We start from the raw sequence: 21,945 nt of genomic DNA on the forward strand, positions 1-21,945 counted from the left end.
GCAAAAACCCCAACGTTGAATTCGATGTCCGAATAATAAATCTCATTCGTTAAATTTGAGTGTGCGTACATATTAATTACACGGCCCTGTTGCATCGCATTGGCCTTTCGTTCGTCGCATCCTTGCAAAGAAATGTGCGCCATTGGATAAGGGCACCAGTCTTTCAGGGAATGATGAGATGGACAACAGGCAAGCCAAGGCTCTGATCCGCACCGAACGGTTGGCGCTCAGAGATGCAATCAATGCGGAAGTCCGCATCGAGGCCAGCCTTGCCATGGCCGATCACGCGGGCGACGCAATCACGTTCGATCCCGGTGCCATCATTTCCGGTTTTTTCCCGATTCGCTCTGAAGTCGATGTGCGGCCATTGATGGGCAAGCTCAAGGCGCGGGGCGCGCGCCTTTGTTTACCGGTTGTCATTGACCGGGAGACGATTGTGTTTCGCGCGTTGTTGCCGGGTGCAGAACTGGTGTCCACCGGCTTCGGGACGCGTGGTCCGGGACCGGAGGCTGAGGTTCTCGATCCCGAGATCATGCTGATGCCGCTTGCCGCATTCGACGCGAGGGGCAATCGAATTGGCTATGGAGCCGGTCATTATGACCGCGCCATTGCCCGTTTAAGAGCAAAAGGTGCCAATCCGGTGCTGATCGGCGTTGCATTTGACTGCCAGGAAGTGCCAGAAGTGCCGTTTGAACCGCATGACGTTGGCCTCGACGCGATCCTGACCGAAAGCGGATTGCGCAATCTTTCGATTTAACGGGGCTGAAAATGAGGCTGCTATTCCTGGGTGACATGGTTGGAAAGACCGGACGTACAGCGGTTTGGAACCGTCTGCCGGGTCTGGTGTCCGACCTGAAGCTCGATTTCGTGATCGTCAATGGTGAGAATGCCGCTGGTGGCTTTGGTATCACCGAGGATATTTTTCTCGAAACGATCAATGCCGGTGCCGATGTGGTGACCACGGGAAATCACGTCTGGGACCAGAAGGAAGCGATTTCCTATTGCGAACGCCATGACCAGTTCCTGCGTCCGGCCAATTATCCCGCAGGCACGCCCGGCCGCGGCTCCAGCGTGTATTACGCCCGCAACGGTGCGCGGGTCCTGGTGGCCAATATCATGGGCCGCGTCTTCATGCATCCGGAACTGGACGACCCCTTCAAATCAGCAGAAGCCATTCTGGCCGCATGCCCGCTGAAGGAACAGGCCGATGCCATCGTGTTCGATTTTCATGCGGAAGCCACGAGTGAAAAGCAGTGCTTCGGCCATTTCGTCGATGGCCGTGCGAGCTTCGTCGTTGGAACCCATACGCATGTTCCAACGGCAGATCACCAGATCCTGAACGGCGGCACGGCCTATATGTCGGATGCCGGCATGTGCGGCGATTATGACTCGTCGCTGGGGATGGACAAGGAAGAGCCGCTCAACCGCTTTATCTCGAAAATGCCGAAAGGTCGGTTCGAGGCGGCCAATGGGCCTGCCACCATTTGCGGTGTCGGCGTGGAGATCTCCGACAGGACAGGTCTGGCCGAGAAAATCGAGCCGCTCCGGATCGGGCCGAGGCTCGCGGAGAACATTCCCTCTTTCTGGCGCTGATCCATCTTCGCAAACGTCATGCGATGCGGATGACAAAAATGTGAGGATAACTTTCCGCATCGCACCTTTACCGATGTGCGCCGCTCCCGCATCCTGTAGTCCATTGGTTGACGGCGCGGGAGCGGCATGATGCTGCGGATACTTGCCTTGGCTTTTACGGGTCTGATGATACTGACTGTCCCAGTGGCAGCTCAGGAGGACCGTCCGCCCGTCAGCCAATGTCAGCTTATTGCGCAAAACCTGCCGAAGGTGATGTTTGCGAACTTCACGCCGAAGACGTCTGCGCTGCCCGCGGACTTCGCTGAAGATGTGACGATTTCCTTTCTCGGGCATTCGACGTTTTTGATTGAAAGTCCGGGCGGAGTATCCATTGCCACCGACTATAATGGCTGGCTCCGTTCACCGCTCAGACCCGATGTGGTCACCATGAACAAGGCGCATTCCAGCCATTTCACGCTCAACCCCGATCCGGGTATCCGTCATGTGCTGCATGGCTGGGCCGATGTGCCGGGCGAGAAGGTAAGTCATCATCTGACACTTGGCGACACCTATATCCGGAATGTCTCCACAGACATCCGCTCCTATGGCGGGTTCGAGGAGAACGGAAACTCGATCTTCATATTCGAGATTGCCGGATTATGTATCGGTCATCTCGGCCATCTGCACCACGAACTGACGGATGCGCATTATGCCGAAATTGGCCGTCTGGACATCGTGATGGTTCCGGTCGATGGCGGTCTGACGATGGGCGCGCAAAGCATGAGCCTTGTCATTCAGCGTCTGCGTTCAGCGCTGATCCTGCCCATGCACAGACCGGGACCGCCGCTTGCAAGCTTTCTTGCCATGTTCGACGGCAAGTTCGATGTGAGCATTTCCGACAGCGCTGCGGTCACTGTGTCCATGCGGAACTTGCCGGACAAGCCACTTATCCTCGTCCTGCGCGGCATGATGTAGAAAAGCCCGCGCGGAACTTCCACGCGGGCCTTGTTGATGGATCGGTTTCGATGTCAGGCGAAGGACAGCTTGCTGTGGACGCCGACATCGGGCGCTTCGTCCTTGAGATTGGCCTTGGCGATTTCCCAACCGAAGCGCAACGGGTTTCCGGTCGAAGCCCAGAATTCGCAATCGTCAATGTGAAGCGCGATCATCGTGAGCGTCGGATCTTGCTTGCCGCCTTCAAACCAGGCGTCAACGACCGAACTCCAGTATTCATCGATCTTGTCCTTGGACTTGCGCTCGGTCAGGGTGCCGCTCAGGCAGGCGTGATAGTCGTGGTCCTTCCCGATGACGCAAAAATGCGCGCGGGCGCCGGGGCGCAGCTTCTGCATCAGATCGGAATCTTTCTTGACGTAGAACCAGATCGTATTGGCCTGAGGATCGGCAAACGGCGCCATGGGTTGCATGTGCATGTCGGTGCCTGACAGACCCAACATACCGGCATGAACGCCGTCGATCTCTTCCCAGAGCTGCTTTACCGGTTCTTCGCGTGCCTTTGACAGACTGACCATTTCAAATTCCTTCTTCTTGCGGAGTTTCACCACAAAAACGGAAGCGGGCCGTCTATGTTCCACGGATGGGACAAGTAACTTTGCACCATTCCAAATCGACCGATTTGCCCGATGCCCTTGAATGAAGGCTCCATCACTTCTATAAGGCGCTCATTCAAAACAGAGACGTGATCAGGGGTGCCATGGCTGGCCATTCACAGTTTAAAAATATCATGCATCGCAAGGGGAAGCAGGACGGTATCCGTTCCAAAATGTTCTCCAAGCTTGCGCGCGAAATCACCGTTGCTGCGAAGTCAGGCTTGCCCGACCCGTCCATGAACGCGGCGCTGCGTCTGGCCGTCCAGAACGCCAAGGCGCAGTCCATGCCCAAGGACAACATCGACCGTGCCATCAAGAAGGCGTCGGGTGCGGATGCCGAGACTTATGATGCGATCCGCTACGAAGGCTATGGACCGGGCGGCGTTGCCGTCATCGTTGAGGCGCTGACGGACAACCGCAACCGGACCGCATCCTCGGTGCGCTCGACCTTTTCCAAGGCCGGCGGTGCGTTGGGCGAAACCGGATCTGTTTCCTTCTCCTTCGACCATGTGGGAGAAATCGTCTACAAGGAAGAGGTTGGCGATGCTGATGCTGTCATGGAAGCTGCCATCATGGCCGGTGCCGAAGACGTTGCCTCCAGCGAGGACGGCCACAGCATCTATTGCGCGTTTGAGGATATCGGAGAGGTTTCCAAGGCGCTTGAAGAAGCTCTTGGTGAAGCTGAGTCGGTGAAGGCCATCTGGCGTCCCCAGAACACTATTCCTGTCGACGAGGAAAAAGCGATTTCGCTGATGAAGCTCATCGATACGCTGGAAGACGATGATGACGTGCAGAACGTCTATTCGAACTTCGAAGTCGACGATGAAGTCATGGCCAAGCTTTCGGCTTAAGCCTTGATATGACGTGAATGCCGAAGCCCGGTGTCTCAGGATGCCGGGCTTTTTCGTGTCTGCCTGACTGCTTTCACAGTCACCCGTCCCTGTCAGGCTGGCGGAATGAGAACGATCTTGCCGACATGGCGTTTCTGCAGGAAGTCGCGCTGGGCATCGGCGATCTGCTCGAGCGGATAGGTGCGCTCCAGCAGAGGACGGATCTCTCCGCGCTCGATGTAGGAGACAAGGTTGGGAAAGACCGCTTCGTCCCAGGCCGTGCAACCGATCAGCATCAGGTTCTTCAGATAGAAGGTCCGCATATCCAACTCGACCAGCGGACCGGCGATTGCGCCCGAAGACACATAGGTGCCGCCGCGCTTCAACAGCTTGAGCATGGCACCGAAACCGGAGCCGGCGACATTGTCGATGACGACGTCGATGCTTTCTTCGCCCAGAAGCTCAACAGCATCCGCATTGCGATCAATCATGCGATCGGCACCGATTGCCCGGATCGCATCGTGCTTGGCCTTGGTGGAGATGGCGACCACCTCCGCACCGCGACGTTTGACCAGTTGAACCGCAGCCGAGCCCACGCCGCCGGAGGCGCCGGTGATCAGCACGCGCATATCTTTGGAGATGCCGGCGCGGTGAACCATGTTTTCAGCGGTGCCATAGGCGCAGGGAATGGTCGCGAGCTCGGCATCCGTCCACGGACACTCGATGGGAAATACTTCCTGCGCCGGCACTTTCACGAATTGCGCGAAGGCTCCGTCGAAATCGGACCCCATCCAGATGTTGTCCATGGAGGCAAAACCTTTCGGGCGCATGCAGGCGCGCACCAGCACTCTTGCGCCGATCAGGCTCTTGTCACCGTCTGCGGCGACCTTGACGACTTCGCCGCAGCAATCGGTTCCCTGGATGAAGGGAAAGGGCGTGGTCTTGTTCCAACCGCCATCGTCGCGGGGTGTCGGTGGATCTTCACCTGCGCCCTCCGTACCGGTGCGCACCGATGCGGAATACCAGCCCAGGCGCGTATTGATTTCGGTGTTGTTGACCCCGGCTGCCAGAACCCGCAGCAAGACTTCGCCCCTTGCCGGCTCAGGGATCGGCACGGTCTGAAGTTCAAGCTTGTCGTAGCCGCCGGTGCCGGTCGTGACGATGGCTTGCATGGTCGCTGGCAGATCTGGAGGGGAGGGGCGCTTCGTTTGACAGCTCATGCTGCGCACCTCCTTTTTTGTCAGGCTGCCGCGCTTTTGGCACCTGCAATAACGCCGACAAGATCGTTGACGATCCGCTCGATCTGGCTGCGATCGTCACCTTCGGCCATCACGCGGATCAGCGGCTCCGTGCCGGATGGACGGATGACGAGGCGACCGGAGGTTGCCAGTTCGGCTTCAGCATCCTTGATCGCCTGTTTGACCCGCTTGTCTTCCAGCGGCTTTCCGCCGGCATAGCGTACATTGCGCAAGAGCTGCGGAACGGGCTCGAAGCGGTTGCAGATTTCGCTGACTGTCTTGCCCGTGCGCTTGACGGCTGCCAGGATCTGCAGCGCTGCCACGAGACCGTCGCCGGTGGTGCCAAAGTCCGACAGCACGATATGGCCGGACTGCTCGCCGCCGACATTGAAATTGTTGCGACGCATATGTTCAACGACATAACGGTCGCCCACCTTGGTGCGCGCCAGCGACAGGCCCTTGTCGCCGAGGAAGCGTTCGAGGCCGAGATTGGACATCACCGTCGCAACGATCCCGTCGCCTTTCAGCAACTGGTCATTGGCCCAGAATTCGGCAATCACGGCCATCAACTGGTCGCCATCGATGATGGCACCGTTCTCATCGACGATGATCACGCGGTCGGCGTCGCCGTCCAGCGCAATGCCGATATCGGCGCGGGTTTCATGGACCTTCTTCTGCAGCGCGGAGGGATGGGTGGAGCCGCATTCGAAATTGATATTGGTACCATTCGGCTCATTGCCGATGGTGACCACTTCGGCACCCAGTTCCCACAGGGCCAGCGGGGCGACCTTGTAGGCTGCACCATTGGCGCAGTCGAGCGCCACGCGCAGGCCATGCAGCGTCACGTCGCGCGGCAGCGTGCGCTTTACGAATTCGATATAGCGATAGATGTCGCCTTCCACGCGCTTGGCCCGGCCGATTTCGTGGGCAGGGGCGAGCTGCGCCTGGAAGTCCTGGTCGAGCAGGTCCTCGATTGTCGTCTCGATTTCGTCCGACAGCTTGTAACCATCTGGGCCGAAAAGCTTGATGCCGTTGTCGGCAAAGGGATTGTGCGAGGCGGAGATCATAACGCCCACATCGGCGCGCAGCGAACGGGTGAGCATGGCGACGGCCGGTGTCGGGATCGGGCCGAGAAGGAAGACATCAAGCCCGGCTGCGGTAAAACCGGCCACGAGCGCATTTTCCAGCATGTAGCCGGACAGGCGGGTGTCCTTGCCGATGACAACGCGATGGCGGTGTTCGCCGCGCCTGAAAATCGTGCCAACGGCGATGCCGACCCGCATGGCAATATCCGGCGTCATCGGAAACAGGTTGGACTCTCCGCGAATACCGTCGGTTCCGAAATAGCGACGTGTCATGTGCACTCCCGTTATTGTCTTGTCTGCGCTGCCGCGGCCCTGTCGAGCGGCAGCGTGTGTTGTTCCGCCTATATAGCAGGCTTTTATAAGGCCGCTCATGCCACAAATTGTACTCGTCGGCACGTAAATTCGCGCAAACTCTGCTTACATCCCGTTACTGAGGACGACTGGTTTCTGGATGAGATGACCGCTGTCAAGAAAAAGGCCGCCCGTCGGTAAACGACGGACGGCCTCGATTGTGGCGTGAAGCTTAGGCTCAGTGCGGCTGGGGTTCCAGACCACCTTCGGCTTCGCCACCCTTTGGCGTATCGTTCTTGGCACCGGCAGACGGGACAGCTGAACCACGGGTCGGCGTGGAATCGTCGCCGTTGTCGCGCGTTGGCTTTTCGCCAGCGATCAGCTTCTTGATCTCGTCACCGGACAGCGTTTCGTATTCGAGCAGGCCTTCGGCCAGAATGACGAATTCGTCGTGCTTTTCGGTGATGATGCGGGTCGCTTCCGTATAGGCCTCATCGATCAGGCGGCGAACCTCGCTGTCGATCTTCTGAGCGGTCGATTCCGACACGTTCTTCGACTGCGAGACCGAGTGACCGAGGAACACTTCCTGCTGGTTTTCACCATAGGAAACGTGACCGAGGATATCGGAGAAGCCCCACTGGGTGACCATGGCGCGTGCGAGCTTGGTCGCCTGCTCGATATCCGAGGATGCACCGGACGTGATGTTTTCCTTGCCGAAGGTCTGCTCTTCCGCAACACGTCCACCCATCATGATGACGAGGCGCGATACCATCCACTTGTAGCTCATCGAGTAGCGGTCGCCCTCAGGCAACTGCATGACCATGCCGAGTGCACGGCCGCGTGGAATGATGGTCGCCTTGTGAAGCGGATCGGCAACCGGCACGTGGAGTGCGGTGATTGCGTGGCCGGCTTCGTGATAGGCAGTCAGCTTCTTTTCGGCTTCGGTCATGGCGGACGAGCGGCGCTCCGCACCCATCATGATCTTGTCCTTGGCATCTTCGAATTCGGCCATGGTGACAACACGCTTGTTGCGGCGGGCGGCCATCAGGGCTGCTTCGTTGACGAGGTTCATCAGATCCGCACCGGAGAAGCCGGGGGTGCCGCGTGCCAGAACCTTGAGGTCGACATTCGGTGCCAGCGGCACGTTGCGGGCATGGACCTTGAGGATGCGCTCGCGTCCAACGATATCCGGGTTCGGCACGACGACCTGACGGTCGAAGCGGCCCGGACGCAAAAGCGCTGGGTCGAGCACGTCGGGACGGTTGGTGGCTGCGATCAGGATGATGCCTTCATTGGCCTCGAAGCCATCCATCTCGACCAGCAACTGGTTGAGCGTCTGTTCGCGCTCGTCATTGCCGCCGCCAAGACCGGCGCCACGATGGCGACCGACAGCATCGATTTCGTCGATGAAGATGATGCAAGGTGCGTTCTTCTTGGCCTGTTCGAACATGTCGCGGACACGGCTTGCGCCGACACCGACGAACATTTCAACGAAGTCCGAACCGGAAATCGTGAAGAAGGGCACATTGGCTTCGCCGGCAACGGAGCGGGCCAGAAGCGTCTTACCGGTACCGGGAGGGCCAACCAGAAGAACACCGCGTGGAATGCGGCCGCCAAGGCGCTGGAACTTCTGCGGGTCGCGCAGAAATTCCACGATTTCTTCCAGGTCCTGCTTGGCTTCATCCACGCCTGCGACGTCTTCAAACGTCACACGGCCATGCGCTTCGGTCAGAAGCTTGGCCTTGGATTTTCCAAAGCCCATGGCACCGCGGGATCCACCCTGCATCTGGCGCATGAAGAACAGCCAGACACCGAGGATCAGCAGCATCGGCAGAAGCGTGCCGACATAGCTCAGGAAGCCTGAGGAACCGTCAGTTTCCGGACGTGCGACAATCATCACATCCTTGGACTGAAGGCGTTCCAGCAGGCTGTCATCCACGACCGGTGAATAGGTCTGGAAAGCGGTGCCGTTTTCCGAATAGGTGCCGGCGATCTTGTTGCCGGTTACAGTGACGTCGCGAACGCGACCGGAATCCACTTCGCGCAGGAACTGCGAATACGGAATCTCACGGGAGCTGGACGTGGACGGTGTCGTCTGGAACATGCTGAAAAGTGCAATCAGCAGGAGCGCGATTATCGCCCAGAGCGCGAAGTTTCTAAAATTTGGGTTCATTGAACTCCCCGGAGCATGCGCGGCATGCAGTAATGCGCCGCTGATATCGTCCCTAACATAGGTTCGCACTGTCGCCTTGCCAAGGTAAACAGCAACACGAATGTGTTTTCCGTCAATAACCTCTAAAGAGGCGGCGTCAAACAGCTTTCCACACCGATCAACTGCGCCAGGGCATTGGCGAGTTCGAGCTCGAAAACAGGCATGAAACGATCATAAGCACCGAGCACCGGGCGGCACGCGATATCGACATTCAACGATGCGCTTGAGGTTGAAAGTGCAGCCGTATGCGAGAAATGCGGCAGAATGCCGGTAATATGGGCTTTTATGCCCGGCGGCAGCGTGTCGCAGTCGTCCGGGATCTCCGCTGTGCGGTCGGCGGAGACCGTGGCCGGCTCTGACCCCTTATTGGTGATGTGAAAGCGCCCATCCCAGATGGCGTTCTCCCCGGGTTGCAAGACCAGCGACTTTACGCCGCGCCTCTCGCGCATCAGGAACAGCCCGCTCTTGTGGCGAACCAGCAATGTTCTGGCGGCGGTCATCCGTCCGCTCTTAGTGGAGGCGATGAAACGCATGACTTGATCCATCGCTTCGCGGCCGGGCAGATAGGCGCGTCCACCCGCCACAGAAAGCAGGGCCGCAAGGGCGTGGCGTAGAGCGGTTGCGTCGGATTGCAGCGTGTCAGGCGACAGGTGGAAGACGGTCTGGGCATAAGCAGTCACATGACGGCGCAAAAGTTCGGCCGCAGATTTTCCCAGCATCCTGCGCCGTTCGCCGGCGTTTTGATCGATGTTGGTGTCGGTGTCGGCAGCGATTGCCTGGCGGGTGCGCACGCGTTCGTAATGGCGATCGTCATTGCTCGGATCGTCGATCCAGCCCATGCCGTCCGCGCGCAGCACATTCCTGATGTCGACGCGACGGCAGTTGAGCAGGGGACGCAGGATCCAGATGCTGCGGTTATACAGCATGGCGTCTGCCATTCCGGCCAGACCGGTATCGTCTTGCCTGCTGCTGCGGGTCGCGCGCATCGCAATGGTTTCGATCTGGTCATCCAGGGTGTGGCCGGTAACAATGGCATCTGCCTGCAGTTCGCGGGCCGCATCGGCAAGCAGAGCATATCGCGCTTCGCGCGCCGCAGCAGAAATGCCGGTCGTTGGCTTATCCGCGTCCCACCGGCGAATGACATGGGAAATACCGCGTGTGCGGCAGAGACTGGCGACCTCAAGCGCTTCGTCAGCGGCTTCGGGGCGCAGCGCATGGTCAACCGTGGCAGCGGCCAGGGACACATGGGGAAATGGTGCTTGGGAAATCTCTTTGTGGAGAATGTGAAGAAGGCCGGTGGAGTCGCTTCCGCCTGATATGGCGACAAGAAGCCGGGTGGGCTTTTCTAGCTTGTCGAGGAAGTGCCGGATTGCAAGGTTGGGCGCAAGTGCGTCAGTCATCTAAGACGTCGCGCCGCGATCAGCAGCTCAGACGCTTGCGCTCGCTTGCAACCTTGTTGGTGATGGCGCGCGAGGCCTGGGGATAGCGTTTGCCGACTTCGGTATAAATCGCGCAAGCCGTATCCTTGTTGTCGAGCTGTGCCATCGACATGCCGAGCTTCAAGAGCATTTCCGGTGCCTTTGGCGACATGCTATAGGCCTGATGCGCGTTCAGGAAGGTCTTGGCCGCGGCGTTGAAGTCGCCCTGGGAATACTGGGCTTCGCCGAGCCAGAAATGGGCGTCGGCGATTTTCTTGCTATCGGGATATTCGCCGATGAACTTGGTGAACTCTTTTTCCGCGACGCCGTAATCGCCGGAGAGGACGTGGCTATAGGCTGCCTGATAAATGTCATCGCCGCCGGAGAGTGAGGCGGTATGTGCCTCCGGTCCGGCGTCGACACCGGGCAGGGTGCTGCTGTCGATCGCTGCTTCCTGGTTCTCCGTCTGAAGCGAGCCCTCGTTCAAGGTGGTGCCGACGGGCATGCCGTTGGCATCCAATTCGATCGAGCCCAGCGTTTGCTCCGGCATGCCAAGGCCGGAGTCGCCAGAATTGGGTAGGGAGCCTGCGTCTGCCACGGAACTCTGGGTCTGCCCGCCGTCTACGGGCTTATCCAGGGCGCCGCTTTTCTTTACGCCGCCACCTTCCAGTTCCTGAAAGCGGAATTCGTTATCTTCCTGATATTTACGCAACTGTTCCTGCATTTGCAGCAACTGGAAGCTCATTTCCTCGATCCGGCCATTGAGGCTGCGGATCTCTTCCTGAAGCTGGGTCACGCTTGCAGGATCGGCTGCCTGGGCCAGATGAACCGTCGGCTGCTCAGCGGCCGGCCTTGTCTCGTGATGCCCGCCAAACAGACCGTGCGGAAACAGCTGAAATGCGGCCGCGGCACTATAGCTTCCTGCCAGCGGGGCCAACGAGATCAACGCTGCCATGACAAGTCTTTTCATGTCTCTCAAATCCTGTCGTTCCTTGAGTCGTGGCGCAAATGGCGCTCTCGCCAGAGTTTTTCAAATTGTTGGCAAAAAGCAACCGAAGTTCGGCCAAAGTGTGGAGAAATGCAAAAAGGCGGCCTTTGAAGACCGCCTTTTCGTCATAGACTATGCCGGGTGTCAGAGACCGGCGCCACCGCCGATAACGGTAACGGCGCGGCGGTTCTGCGACCAGCAGGAAATATCGTCGCAAACGGCGACCGGACGTTCCTTGCCGTAGGAGATCGTCTTGATGCGGTTGGCCGGAATGCCACGCGAAACAAGGTAGTCGCGGGTTGTCGCTGCGCGGCGGGCACCAAGCGCAAGGTTATACTCGCGGGTACCGCGCTCGTCGGCGTGGCCTTCGACCGTGATCGGATACTGCGGATACTTCATCAGCCACTGGGCCTGACGATCAAGTGTCTGCTGGGCATCGGCGCGAACCGACGAACTGTCGGTGTCGAAGAAGATGCGGTCGCCAACATTGACGGTGAAGTCCTGGGTTGAACCAGGCGTTGCCGAACCCGCGCCGCCAAGGCCAAGCTCGGATGCGCTGTTGGGCAGGTTTTTCTTGGATGCGCAGCCCGCCAGAGCCAATGTCATGGCCAGGGCGACGATGGCTGGATTGGTCGCCAGCTTCTGCATACGGCTTTTTGCCGGGGAAATAGTGCGGCTCATGGCCGGTCTCCTTGATATCGTCGGGGCATTATCGTCAGGGTTTCCGGAGAGTAACCGTACTCGGTTAATCGACCGCGAAGAAACATGGTTAACAGATCGTGAAATGAACCCTCAAACCCCTTGATTCGCCGCATTTTGCGGCGAAAAAGCGGCGATCTTGAGGCCTATTCGAGGAGCGGTGACCAGGCCGGGTCGGAAGCATATGCCGGGGTGCGGATCAGCTGTTCGTTATAGCCCGTCAGATCGATGGAATAGAGCTGCGGACCACCGGCGCCGGCGGCCTGGCGGAAGAACATGATGACGCGACCATTGGGTGCCCAGGTCGGACCTTCGTTATGGAAGCCGGTTGTCAGGATACGCTCACCAGAGCCGTCCGGCTTCATCACGCCGATGGAGAATTTGCCACCCGACTGCTTGGTAAAGGCGATAAGGTCGCCGCGTGGTGACCAGACCGGGGTCGAATAGGAGCCATCGCCGAAGGAGATGCGCTTCTGGCCGGAGCCGTCTGCGTTCATCGTGTAAAGCTGCTGGCGGCCGCCGCGGTCGCTTTCGAAAACGATCCGTGTGCCATCCGGTGCATAGGAAGGCGAGGTGTCGATGGCGGCTGTATTGGTCAGACGCGTGGTCGTGCGCGAACGCAGGTCCATGGTGTAGATATTGGCGTTTCCATCCTGCTGCAGGCTCATGATGACACGCTGGCCATCGGGCGAGAAGCGTGGCGAGAAGGTCATGCCGGGGAAGTTGCCGACCACTTCGCGCTGGCCTGTCTCAAGCTGGAGCAGGTAGACGCGCGGTTGCTGGCCTTCGAAGGACATGTAGGTGACTTCCTGACGGCTCGGCGAGAAACGCGGCGTCAAGACGATGTATTTGCTGTCGGTCAGCATGCGAACGTTTTCGCCGTCCTGGTCCATGATGGCGAGCTGGCGTTTGCGGTCGAGCTTGGTGCCCTGCTCGGAGACGAAGACGATGCGGGTGTCGAAATAGCCCTTTTCGCCGGTAATGCGTTCGTAGATGGCGTCGGCAATGATATGGGCGACCCGGCGCCAGTTTTCCGGCTGGGTGAAAAACTGCTGACCGGTCATCTGCTGGGCTGCGACCGTGTCCCACAGACGAAACTCGGCGCGCAGGCGGCCATCCGATTCCTGGGTGACGCGACCGACGACAAGTGCCTGGGCGTTGATGACCTTCCAGTCCTCAAGGCGCGGTGCCTGGTCCGGATTGGAAATCTTTTCGATGAAAGCCTGGTGGCCGATGGGCGCAAACAGGCCGGAGCGTTTCAGGTCGGCCTCGATGACCGCCGAGATCTTTGCGCCAACATCGCCGTTGGAGACGAAATCCGTCACCGCAATCGGTAGAGGCTCGACATTACCCTTGTTGATGTTGATCTCCACCAGGGCGAAAGCCGGAGTGGCAAACACCCCCGCCAGCGCTGCGGCTGCAACGAGAATGCGAATGAGGGCTGATTTGATCATCTTGAGGCCTTTCAGCATTAAAGAGCCAGGTCACTGGGATCGAAATTGACGACGACTTCCGACCAGGCATCATATTTATCGCGCGGAAGGTTTTTGAATGGCGAGGATTTGAGAACGGCGCGACGTGCACCGCCCATAAGAACCTGACGAGCCGAGTCCGAGCCGCCACTGGCGGTCACCACGGGTTCGCCGACAATGGCGCCGGACTCGTCCAGCTGGAACTTCACCTGGATACGAACGTCCGCACTGTCGGCAATGCCGGGGATGATCGTCCAGTTGTTCTGGATCTGGCCGCGCAGGGCATCCATCTCGCTCTGGCTGAGCTTGGAACCGGATGTGGTCTTCTTGCCGCCAAGTGCTGCTTCGTCCGTCGACCGCTTGGCACCGCCATTGGCCGGTGCCTGCTTGTTGAGGATAGCTGCAACCTCACTGTCGAGGTTGAAGTCACTGTCCTTCGACGTCTTCGACTCCGCGGTTTCCTGCTTCTTTTCATCCAGCTTGCGGTCGGGCGTCTTGGCAGTCTGGGCCTCGGCCTTTTCAGGCTCGGGTTTCTTTTGCTCTTCCGGCTTCGGCTTGGGTGCAGGCTTCGGCTTGGCTTGTGGCACCGGAACGGAATCGGGTAGCGGGATTTCCTCGGCGGTCTCCTGCTCGGCAGGCGCTTCCGGTGCGGCGTCAGCCGTCGGCTGCGGCGTCACTTCGCGTGGCGGTTCGGCCTTCGCTGCCACTTCGGTTGCCGGAGCGGTGTCGGTTTCTTCCTTGATGATCTGCTCGATATCGTTGGTCTCGTTGTCGACCTTCGGTGTCGGCTTTTCGACCTTTTCAGGGGCGGCGGCGATCTCGACACTGTCCGGGCGCTTGTCCGGTGTCGGCGGTGCCTCGACGTCGACCTTGTTGTCACCGACGTTCTGGGCGTTCTCGACTATGTCAGGTCGCGTGGTCGGGACGGGTGCTGCGAATTCGCGTGCGGTTGCCTTCTTGTCGCCCTGCTGGATCTGGGTGATTTCCTCGATCGGCACAATGTCGACCGGCAAAGCCTCGACGTCAGCGACATCGAAGGATTTGGGCGCACTGATGCTCACCAGTGCCCCGACGAGCACGAGGGTGTGCAGGATAGCAGATGTGACAAGACTGCCCTTCATCTGACGGATCAATTGCCCTGTTCTTGCAGCGTTACCAGACCGATATTCTTGAAGCCCGCAGACGAAATGCGGGCCATGACTTTCATCACGGTACCGTAGGCAGCAGCGGTGTCGCCGCGCACATAGATGCGTTCATTATAGCCGGTTGTGGCAATGGCTTCGAGTTTCGGCACGATGTCGTCGAGCGCGATGGCCGTTTCCTGCAGGTAGATTTCACCGGCAGGATTGACCGAGATCGTGATCGGCTGCGTATCGGCGTTCATTGCCTTTGCCTGCGTTTCCGGCAGGTCGATCGGAACGCCAACGGTCATCATGGGGGCCGCAACCATGAAGATGATCAGCAGCACGAGCATGACGTCGACGAGCGGCGTAACGTTGATTTCACTGACAAGGCCACGATTGCCGCGACGCGACCGACGACCGCGCCGTCCGCCTCCGCTACCCTGTGACCCAGCTGACATTCCCATGGACTTGCTCCGGTGTGTCGTTTGCGACGGGCAAAGCTGTTACTGCGCGGCCTGGCGCGGCTGCAGCTTTTCGTCGATCTGGCGCGAAAGGATGGCGGAAAATTCGTCCGCGAAGCCTTCCATACGGGCGGACAGCTTGCCGGCCTCGCCAGAGAATTTGTTGTAGGCAATGACCGCCGGAATAGCGGCGACAAGACCGATTGCCGTTGCCAGAAGTGCCTCGGCAATACCGGGAGCCACGACGGCAAGGTTTGTCGACTTCGATCCGGCGATTGCCTGGAAGGAGGTCATGATACCGACAACCGTACCGAAAAGGCCGATAAAGGGTGCGGCAGAGCCGATGGTGGCAAGAGAACCCAGACGCGATTCAAGCTGTTCGGCTTCTCGCGCCAGCGTCACATCCATGGCGCGGTCGATACGCATCTGCAGGCCGATCGGAGAGCGGGCGCCGCGTTCGAAGCTCTTCTTCCACTCGCGCATGGCGGCAACGAAGATCGCGCCGAGGCCCTTGTTGGAGCGCTCGGCAAGCGTGCGATACAGCTCCTCGAGCGACTGCCCGGACCAGAACACCTGTTCGAACTGGTCGAACTGGCGACGAATGCGACCGTAACTGACGGCTTTGTCGATGACGATTGCCCAGGTCCAGATCGACGCGCCGATCAGACCGAGCATGACCAGTTTTACGACGATGCCAGCCTGTAGAAACAGGGACCAAAGGCTAACCTCTGTCGCTGCGGCCAATCCAACTTGTTCCATGCTTACCTGCCCCCGAAATCCAAACGCCCGGCACAAGACCGGGCGGTTTACGGCTTACCTGCTCGATTTGTGCGTTTTGATGACCAACGCCCACTTCGCCTCAAGCTACTTATCCAGCCTTCTTGCCTTCAATTTTGGTGAAAGGAAGGCGTGCGCCGCACAAAAAAGCGTTAGTAGAGTAAGACTACATTATGGTTAACGAAGTGTTAGGATAAAGGTGCTGCCTACGGAAAGACTGTCCTACGCCAGCAGTTTTTCGGCCAGACCATCCGGCAGACGGCGGGGGCGACCCTCGCGATTTATGAAGGCGATAACAACTCTGGCGGAGACAATGGGTTGATCGCCCCGGAAAATCTCCTGCACCATGATCGTTCGTGCGCCGCCTGCCTGTTCCGTCGTGGTCCGGATCGTCAAAATGTCGTCCATTCGGGCAGGGCGCTTGAAGTCGATCTCGATGCGATGAACGACGAAGGACAGGCTCTCTTCGGGTGAGGCGTAGAGGGTGCTCTGATTGATGCCCAGGCAGCGTAGATAGTCGGTACGGGCGCGCTCCATAAAGTGCAGGTAGCGGGCATGATAGACGGCGCCTGAAAAGTCAGTATCTTCATAATAGACCCGCTGGACGAGTTCATGACCCCGTTGTGCCAGTCGGCCTGAAATTGAAAACTGAATATCCGTCATATGCTTGCCTTGGTTTACTTGTGCGTTGAATGTCGGGGAACGGCCCCAGTCATGCCACGTTGTCGTACTGTCATATAGTGGCATTATCACGTGTTGAAGGTTTCAAAGACCAGGAGTTGATTCCATGAAGATAGCCATTATGGGTGGTGACGGGTTTGTCGGCTGGCCGACATCGCTCCATCTCTCCGATGCTGGACATGAAGTCCATATCCTCGACAATCTCTCCCGACGCTGGATCGATACCGAGCTTGGCGTGCAATCGCTGACGCCGATGGACTCGATCCAGGAACGGACCCGTATCTGGCATGCTGAAACCGGACGGCGCATCCATTTCCACCTGATCGACCTTGCCAAGGACTACGAGCTCTTAAAGAACTGGCTGGCAGACGAGCGTCCGGATGCGATCGTGCATTTTGCAGAGCAGCGCGCCGCCCCCTATTCGATGAAGAGCGACCGTCACAAGAATTACACCGTCAACAACAATGTCAGTGCCACGCATAATCTGTTGAACGCGGTGGTCGAACTGGGTCTCGATGCACACCTTGTCCATCTCGGCACAATGGGTGTCTACGGGTATTCGACTGTGGGTGCTGCGATCCCGGAAGGCTATCTGCCGGTCGGGATCGAAACCACCTCGGGTGAGACGGCAAGCCAGGAAATCCTCTACCCGGCCAATCCCGGTTCGATCTACCACATGACCAAGTGCCTGGATCAGTTGCTGTTCCAGTTCTATGCCAAGAATGACGGCATGCGCATCACCGATCTGCATCAGGGCATTGTCTGGGGGACCCATACCGAACAGACCCGCCGTCACCCGCAACTGGTCAACCGTTTCGATTATGATGGCGATTACGGCACGGTGCTCAACCGCTTTCTCATCCAGTCGGCGATCGACTATCCGCTGACAGTACACGGGACTGGCGGTCAGACGCGCGCCTTCATCCATATTCAGGATTCCGTGCGCTGCATCGAAATCGCGCTCAAGAACCCGCCCGAGAGGGGATCCCGCGTCGAGATCTTTAACCAGATGACCGAAACACACCGGGTGCGGGATCTGGCCGAAATGATCTCCAGACTGACGGGAGCACAGATCGCCTGGCTGCCGAACCCGCGCAAGGAGGCCGCCGAAAACGAGCTGGTGGTGAAGAACGAGAAATTCCTCGGCCTTGGTCTTGAGCCAATAACCTTGAAAGAGGGATTGCTGGACGAGATCGTCGAGGTGGCGAAGAAGTTTGCCTATCGCGTGGATCGCTCTCGCGTGCCGTGCGTCTCGGCATGGACCAAGGACATTGCCCAGACAATCGACCGGGACCCGGAAGGCAAGAGGTTGAAATCGGTGTCATGATCTTTGGCTCTGAGACATTGAAGGGCATCAGGCCCGCGACGACCGCCCGTTCGCGACAGGCCTTTGTGACGCTTGTGACCAATGCCGATTATGCCATGGGTGCGACAGCGCTCGCGCGTTCGATCATGCACAGCTACACCTCTGCCGATATCGTCGTGCTGCATACGGGGGGCGTGGACGAAGCGGTGCTGGCGCCGCTGTCGGAACTCGGTTGCCGGCTGGTCGAGGTGGAACACCTGCCCATGTCCGATGGTTTCAACGAGCGCCATGCGCGCGGCAATCTCCATTCGGCGGCACCTTTTACCAAGGGTCGAAAGCCGGATTTCCACTCGCCACTCGACAATTTCTGCAAGCTCCGGCTGTGGCAGCTGATCGATTACGAAACCTGCGTCTTCATCGATGCCGATGCGATCGTACTGCGCAATATCGACAAGCTGTTTGACTATCCCGAATTCTCTGCGGCGCCCAATGTCTATGAGAGCCTTGCCGATTTTCACCGACTGAATTCCGGTGTCTTTGTCGCCAAGCCATCGCTTCGAACTTACAACGCCATGCTGGAGCGCCTTGACGAGCATGGCACGTTCTGGCGGCGTACGGATCAGACATTTCTGGAGAACTTTTTCCCCGACTGGCAGGGCCTGCCGGTGTTCATGAACATGCTGCAATATGTGTGGTTCAACCTGCCGGAGCTGTGGGACTGGAACCAGATTGGCGTTCTCCATTACCAGTATGAAAAGCCTTGGGAGAAAGACCATCCGAAGGCCGCAAAGCTGAAGCCGCTGATCGATCTTTGGTACGCCTTTCATGACGGGCGGGACATCCCCGATATCGCATCGCTGCACAATCCCGGCAAAGCAGAGGCCGCATGAAGGTCCTTGTTTCCGGGGGAACGGGGCTTGTCGGGCGCTATCTGGTCGAAGGGCTGCTGACCGCCGGCTATCAGGTGACCGTGGGTGGCAGAACAGCGCCGCATGACACGCTCTTTCCCTTGCCTGTCGACTTCATACCGCTGTCGCTCGATCCCGATGCAGACCACTCCTGCGCCTTCGACGACGCCTACCATTTCGTCCACGCAGCCTTCGATCATGTGCCGGGGCGCTATCGTGGCGGGGAGGGCGATGATCCCCAAGGGTTTCGTCGCCGCAATCTGGATGGAACGGTCAGGTTATTCGAAAGTGCCAAGCGGGCTGGCGTTCGGCGTTGTGTGTTTGTCTCCAGCCGCGCCGTCTATGACGGATTGCCGGATGGCACCGTGCTTCACGAAGAGGCTGCCGCCAAGCCGACATCGCTCTATGGAGAAGTGAAGCTTATGGCCGAGCAGGTGCTGGCTGAACTGTCATCGCCGGGATTTGCCGGCGTTAGTCTCAGAGCGACCGGCGTCTATGGCAATCTCTTTCCGAACAAATGGGACGGTATGTTTCGCGACTATCTTGCAGGCCGTCCTGTTACAGCACGCGCTGGCTCCGAAGTTCATGGGCAAGACGTCGCGGCCGCTTTGCGGCTGGTGCTAGAGGCTGACACCGCAAGGGTCAGTGGACAGGCTTTCAATATCTCCGACATCGTCACGGATAACCGCGATATCCTGTCTCATTTTCGCGATGCGATCGGCTCGAAGCAACCGTTGCCGGAGCCTGCTGCCAAGAGCCGGATTGCCCGGATGACAACCGACAAAATCTCTGCGCTAGGCTGGCAACCGGGCGGAACGGCTTTACTGCACGACACAATTGACGACTTGTCGGCGCGCTATCTGCAAAAATAGATCTCCCCCGCTCGCGGCAAGGGAGATCAGCAGAACCTAATGCGCGGCAACTATGCCGGCAATCACACCGGATGCGATGCTGATCAGCACATAGTCATTATCGACCTTGACCCAGCGCTGATCGGGACCCGGCTTGCGCAGGCCGTGACGCTTGTAGTCTGTGACCTTGGAATGCTTGTTCCAATTGCTCATGTGCTGGCCTTTTTGCCAGTGCTTCTTCACCACGACCTTCTTGGCCGGGTGCTTGTTGATCAGATACTGCTGCTGCGGCTGTTTGTGATCGCCATGCGTTTGCGCCTGCGCCATCGGCGCGGCCATCAACATTGCTGCAATCGAGATCAAGAGTGCTTTTTTCATGACGATTCCTTTTTGTTGTCTGTGATAACAACGTAGGGCGCGTCACATGAATGGGAAGTGAACGTATTGGTTACGATTTTGTAATGAATTCAATTATTTGAAAGTGTTTTCTTTGTGGCCGTTTCTCGGTCGCAGACGTTATCCTAAGCCCAATCAGCGCATCAATTCGTCTTCGTGCCAGCCGAGCATTGCCATGTCATCGGCCCGTGCCGATGCATCGTCGCCAACGACAAATTCATCGAGCTGTGGCGGTTTGATGCCTGTGCCGGACAGCATGGCATGTACTTGTCCTCTGTGATGCGTCTGATGCTGGAAGAGGTGGGTGAGGATATCGTCCCTGCGCTCTGTCTGAATGCGATTGCCGCGATGGACTTGGCATGGTCTGCCAAGATCGCTCGCACTGGCGCTGTCGCAGAGAGCCAGAAGGCGTATATCGACCTCGGCCTGTGCGCGCGTCAGGTTGTTCAGTTCGAGATATGGCTCCTCGTTTGTCCATGCCTTCGGTCCCAGTGTGCCACCTTCTAGTGCGTCGACATAGAACCAGTCGACCACGAGAATGTGGTTCAGGGTCGCCCGAATGGAGGGGAAGAAGCCAGTGCGCGGGGCTTCAAATTCCCCGACGCCACGTTTTGCGCAGGCCGCGTGAAGGCGCAGATTGGCAAGGCGGTTGTTGCGGGCGAGTTTGCGAAAAACACGGGTTGGGTCGTAACCGTCACCGGACATTCTATTCGTCCTCCAGCGTCAGCCTGAACTGAGCCGCCTCCAGATCCTTGGGCGGCTGCATGCCGAGATGCTTCCAGGCATTGCCGGTGAGAACGCGGCCGCGCGGGGTTCGCTGGATGAAGCCCTGCTGGATCATATAGGGTTCGATGATGTCTTCGATCGCGTCGCGGGGTTCCGAAAGTCCGGCGGCGATGGTTTCGATGCCGACCGGGCCGCCGCCGAAATTGACGGCGATCATGTTGAGATAACGCTTGTCCAACTGGTCGAGACCCATGTTGTCGACCAGCAGGCGGGTCAGAGCCTCATCTGCGATTTCGCGGGTGACCGCGTCGGCGCGCGCGACTTCGGCAAAGTCGCGAACGCGGCGCAGCAGGCGACCGGCGATGCGCGGTGTACCACGGGCGCGGCGGGCAATTTCGCGGGCACCCTCATCGGTCATGCCAAGGCCCATCAGCCTTGCACCGCGACGGACAATCAATTCCAGTTCCTCGACGGTGTAGAAGGCGAGGCGGACCGGAATGCCGAAGCGGTCGCGCAACGGCGTCGTCAGAAGCCCCAGGCGTGTGGTTGCCGCCACCAGCGTGAACTTGGACAGGTCGATCTTGACCGAGCGGGCAGCAGGGCCTTCGCCGATGATGAGGTCGAGCTGGAAATCCTCCATCGCCGGGTAGAGAATTTCCTCGACCGCCGGGCTTAAGCGGTGGATCTCGTCGATGAAAAGGACGTCACGCTCTTCAAGATTGGTCAGAAGGGCAGCGAGGTCACCAGCCTTGGCGATCACCGGGCCTGAGGTCGAGCGGAAATTCACGCCCAGTTCCTTGGCCATGATCTGCGCGAGCGTGGTCTTGCCAAGGCCCGGTGGGCCAACGAACAGGACATGATCCAAGGCCTCGCCACGGTTTTTGGCGGCTTCGATGAAAATCTTCAGGTTCGCGCGCGCTTCTGCCTGGCCGGTGAACTCGTCCAGCGACTGCGGGCGCAGCGTGGCGTCGATGTCCTCGCCCTTCTTTTCCGGCGACAGAATGGGATTGGGTGTATTCATGCAAGCAGTTCCATGCCGGGCGGGCGGGCCGCGGCTTTGTGGTCAAAGGTCTTTGTCACGCTGCATCCTGCCCCGGTGGCCATATCGGCAATTATGCAGTCCAAGAGATCTGCGGTGGCGGCACGACCGCTTTCCGGCAGGTCGTCGAGAAAGTCTCCATCTTCGACCAAAAATCGCTCTGCGGGAAGACGCTTCTGCAATGTCTGGGCAAAGATCTCGTTTTGGCAACGGGATCGACGTTCCAACACCGATGCTGTCTCTGCGCCCCCCTTAAAGGGTGCG

23 protein-coding genes are annotated in these 21,945 nt (G+C 58.7%); 7 read left to right on the plus strand and 16 right to left on the minus strand.

Annotated elements, in window-relative coordinates:
- Nucleotides 1–178 precede the first annotated feature (178 nt).
- The 3 genes from ACQQ2Q_RS15180 (at nucleotide 179) to ACQQ2Q_RS15190 (ending at nucleotide 2,547) form a co-directional block, all read left to right on the plus strand.
- On the plus strand, nucleotides 179–757 hold the full coding sequence (locus tag ACQQ2Q_RS15180; RefSeq protein ID WP_428187932.1) for a 5-formyltetrahydrofolate cyclo-ligase: 579 nt from the start codon (nucleotides 179–181) through the stop codon (nucleotides 755–757).
- An 11-nt stretch (nucleotides 758–768) separates the two neighbouring features.
- Nucleotides 769–1,593: a TIGR00282 family metallophosphoesterase gene (locus tag ACQQ2Q_RS15185; RefSeq protein ID WP_428187933.1), complete on the plus strand. Its 825-nt coding sequence runs from the start codon at nucleotides 769–771 to the stop codon at nucleotides 1,591–1,593.
- Nucleotides 1,594–1,719: 126 nt separating this feature from the next.
- Complete coding sequence (locus ACQQ2Q_RS15190) at nucleotides 1,720–2,547, plus strand: MBL fold metallo-hydrolase (protein ID WP_428187934.1); 828 nt, start codon at nucleotides 1,720–1,722, stop codon at nucleotides 2,545–2,547.
- 53 nt (nucleotides 2,548–2,600) lie between these two features.
- Here ACQQ2Q_RS15190 and ACQQ2Q_RS15195 read toward each other — a convergent pair whose 3' ends face one another.
- Nucleotides 2,601–3,101, minus strand: coding sequence for a pyridoxamine 5'-phosphate oxidase family protein (locus ACQQ2Q_RS15195; protein ID WP_428187935.1), 501 nt, complete (start codon nucleotides 3,099–3,101; stop codon nucleotides 2,601–2,603).
- Between the two features lie 182 nt (nucleotides 3,102–3,283).
- Here ACQQ2Q_RS15195 and ACQQ2Q_RS15200 point away from each other — a divergent pair, with 182 nt between their 5' ends.
- A complete protein-coding gene (locus tag ACQQ2Q_RS15200; RefSeq protein WP_428187936.1) occupies nucleotides 3,284–4,030 on the plus strand; it encodes a YebC/PmpR family DNA-binding transcriptional regulator in 747 nt (248 codons plus the stop codon).
- 92 nt (nucleotides 4,031–4,122) lie between these two features.
- Here the strand turns inward: ACQQ2Q_RS15200 and ACQQ2Q_RS15205 are convergent, their stop codons facing one another.
- From ACQQ2Q_RS15205 to ybgC, 11 genes are all read right to left on the minus strand, one after another.
- A complete protein-coding gene (locus tag ACQQ2Q_RS15205; protein WP_428187937.1) occupies nucleotides 4,123–5,229 on the minus strand; it encodes an alcohol dehydrogenase family protein in 1,107 nt (368 codons plus the stop codon).
- A 20-nt stretch (nucleotides 5,230–5,249) separates the two neighbouring features.
- Nucleotides 5,250–6,605 (minus strand): phosphoglucosamine mutase, encoded by a 1,356-nt coding sequence (gene glmM / locus ACQQ2Q_RS15210; RefSeq protein WP_428187938.1) that lies wholly within the window; start codon nucleotides 6,603–6,605, stop codon nucleotides 5,250–5,252.
- Nucleotides 6,606–6,861: 256 nt separating this feature from the next.
- On the minus strand, nucleotides 6,862–8,796 hold the full coding sequence (ftsH, locus tag ACQQ2Q_RS15215) for an ATP-dependent zinc metalloprotease FtsH (protein ID WP_428187939.1): 1,935 nt from the start codon (nucleotides 8,794–8,796) through the stop codon (nucleotides 6,862–6,864).
- A gap of 122 nt (nucleotides 8,797–8,918) precedes the next feature.
- Nucleotides 8,919–10,235 carry a tRNA lysidine(34) synthetase TilS gene (tilS, locus tag ACQQ2Q_RS15220; protein ID WP_428187940.1) on the minus strand — a complete coding sequence of 439 codons (1,317 nt, stop codon included), beginning with the start codon at nucleotides 10,233–10,235 and terminating at the stop codon, nucleotides 8,919–8,921.
- A 19-nt stretch (nucleotides 10,236–10,254) separates the two neighbouring features.
- Nucleotides 10,255–11,223, minus strand: coding sequence for a tol-pal system protein YbgF (gene ybgF / locus ACQQ2Q_RS15225; protein WP_428187941.1), 969 nt, complete (start codon nucleotides 11,221–11,223; stop codon nucleotides 10,255–10,257).
- A 162-nt stretch (nucleotides 11,224–11,385) separates the two neighbouring features.
- Nucleotides 11,386–11,922 carry a peptidoglycan-associated lipoprotein Pal gene (pal, locus tag ACQQ2Q_RS15230; RefSeq protein WP_428187942.1) on the minus strand — a complete coding sequence of 179 codons (537 nt, stop codon included), beginning with the start codon at nucleotides 11,920–11,922 and terminating at the stop codon, nucleotides 11,386–11,388.
- Between the two features lie 164 nt (nucleotides 11,923–12,086).
- The gene (gene tolB / locus ACQQ2Q_RS15235) at nucleotides 12,087–13,394 is read right to left on the minus strand and encodes a Tol-Pal system beta propeller repeat protein TolB (RefSeq protein WP_428187943.1); all 1,308 of its coding nucleotides are present in this window, start codon (nucleotides 13,392–13,394) and stop codon (nucleotides 12,087–12,089) included.
- A 17-nt stretch (nucleotides 13,395–13,411) separates the two neighbouring features.
- Complete coding sequence (locus ACQQ2Q_RS15240; protein WP_428187999.1) at nucleotides 13,412–14,533, minus strand: hypothetical protein; 1,122 nt, start codon at nucleotides 14,531–14,533, stop codon at nucleotides 13,412–13,414.
- A gap of 8 nt (nucleotides 14,534–14,541) precedes the next feature.
- On the minus strand, nucleotides 14,542–15,000 hold the full coding sequence (tolR, locus tag ACQQ2Q_RS15245; protein ID WP_428187944.1) for a protein TolR: 459 nt from the start codon (nucleotides 14,998–15,000) through the stop codon (nucleotides 14,542–14,544).
- Nucleotides 15,001–15,039: 39 nt separating this feature from the next.
- Complete coding sequence (tolQ, locus tag ACQQ2Q_RS15250; protein WP_428187945.1) at nucleotides 15,040–15,756, minus strand: protein TolQ; 717 nt, start codon at nucleotides 15,754–15,756, stop codon at nucleotides 15,040–15,042.
- Nucleotides 15,757–15,996: 240 nt separating this feature from the next.
- Complete coding sequence (ybgC, locus tag ACQQ2Q_RS15255) at nucleotides 15,997–16,437, minus strand: tol-pal system-associated acyl-CoA thioesterase (protein WP_428187946.1); 441 nt, start codon at nucleotides 16,435–16,437, stop codon at nucleotides 15,997–15,999.
- A gap of 124 nt (nucleotides 16,438–16,561) precedes the next feature.
- On the opposite strand from ybgC, the gene ACQQ2Q_RS15260 reads away from it, so the two are divergent.
- From ACQQ2Q_RS15260 to ACQQ2Q_RS15270, 3 genes are read left to right on the plus strand one after another with little or no spacing between them, the layout of a single operon-like run.
- A complete protein-coding gene (locus ACQQ2Q_RS15260) occupies nucleotides 16,562–17,782 on the plus strand; it encodes an NAD-dependent epimerase/dehydratase family protein (RefSeq protein ID WP_428187947.1) in 1,221 nt (406 codons plus the stop codon).
- On the plus strand, nucleotides 17,779–18,651 hold the full coding sequence (locus tag ACQQ2Q_RS15265; protein ID WP_428187948.1) for a glycosyltransferase: 873 nt from the start codon (nucleotides 17,779–17,781) through the stop codon (nucleotides 18,649–18,651). Before ACQQ2Q_RS15260 ends, ACQQ2Q_RS15265 begins: the two co-directional genes overlap by 4 nt.
- Nucleotides 18,648–19,541, plus strand: coding sequence for an NAD-dependent epimerase/dehydratase family protein (locus ACQQ2Q_RS15270; RefSeq protein WP_428187949.1), 894 nt, complete (start codon nucleotides 18,648–18,650; stop codon nucleotides 19,539–19,541). The genes ACQQ2Q_RS15265 and ACQQ2Q_RS15270 overlap by 4 nt, the downstream gene beginning before the upstream one ends.
- 36 nt (nucleotides 19,542–19,577) lie before the next feature.
- On the opposite strand, the gene ACQQ2Q_RS15275 is transcribed toward ACQQ2Q_RS15270, so the two are convergent.
- The 4 genes from ACQQ2Q_RS15275 to ACQQ2Q_RS15290 all read right to left on the minus strand — a co-directional run bounded on the left by ACQQ2Q_RS15275 (nucleotide 19,578) and on the right by ACQQ2Q_RS15290 (nucleotide 21,911).
- Nucleotides 19,578–19,898, minus strand: a complete 321-nt coding sequence (locus tag ACQQ2Q_RS15275) for an RcnB family protein (RefSeq protein ID WP_428187950.1) — start codon at nucleotides 19,896–19,898, stop codon at nucleotides 19,578–19,580.
- A 153-nt stretch (nucleotides 19,899–20,051) separates the two neighbouring features.
- Entirely contained in the window at nucleotides 20,052–20,621 is a 570-nt protein-coding gene (locus ACQQ2Q_RS15280) for a DinB family protein (protein WP_428187951.1), read from the minus strand.
- 1 nt (nucleotide 20,622) lies between these two features.
- Nucleotides 20,623–21,663, minus strand: a complete 1,041-nt coding sequence (gene ruvB, locus ACQQ2Q_RS15285; RefSeq protein ID WP_428187952.1) for a Holliday junction branch migration DNA helicase RuvB — start codon at nucleotides 21,661–21,663, stop codon at nucleotides 20,623–20,625.
- Complete coding sequence (locus tag ACQQ2Q_RS15290) at nucleotides 21,660–21,911, minus strand: hypothetical protein (protein WP_428187953.1); 252 nt, start codon at nucleotides 21,909–21,911, stop codon at nucleotides 21,660–21,662. The genes ruvB and ACQQ2Q_RS15290 overlap by 4 nt, the downstream gene beginning before the upstream one ends.
- Nucleotides 21,912–21,945: the final 34 nt, after the last annotated feature.

This window comes from Agrobacterium sp. ES01 (assembly GCF_050320885.1).
Classification (GTDB): Bacteria; Pseudomonadota; Alphaproteobacteria; order Rhizobiales; family Rhizobiaceae; genus Allorhizobium.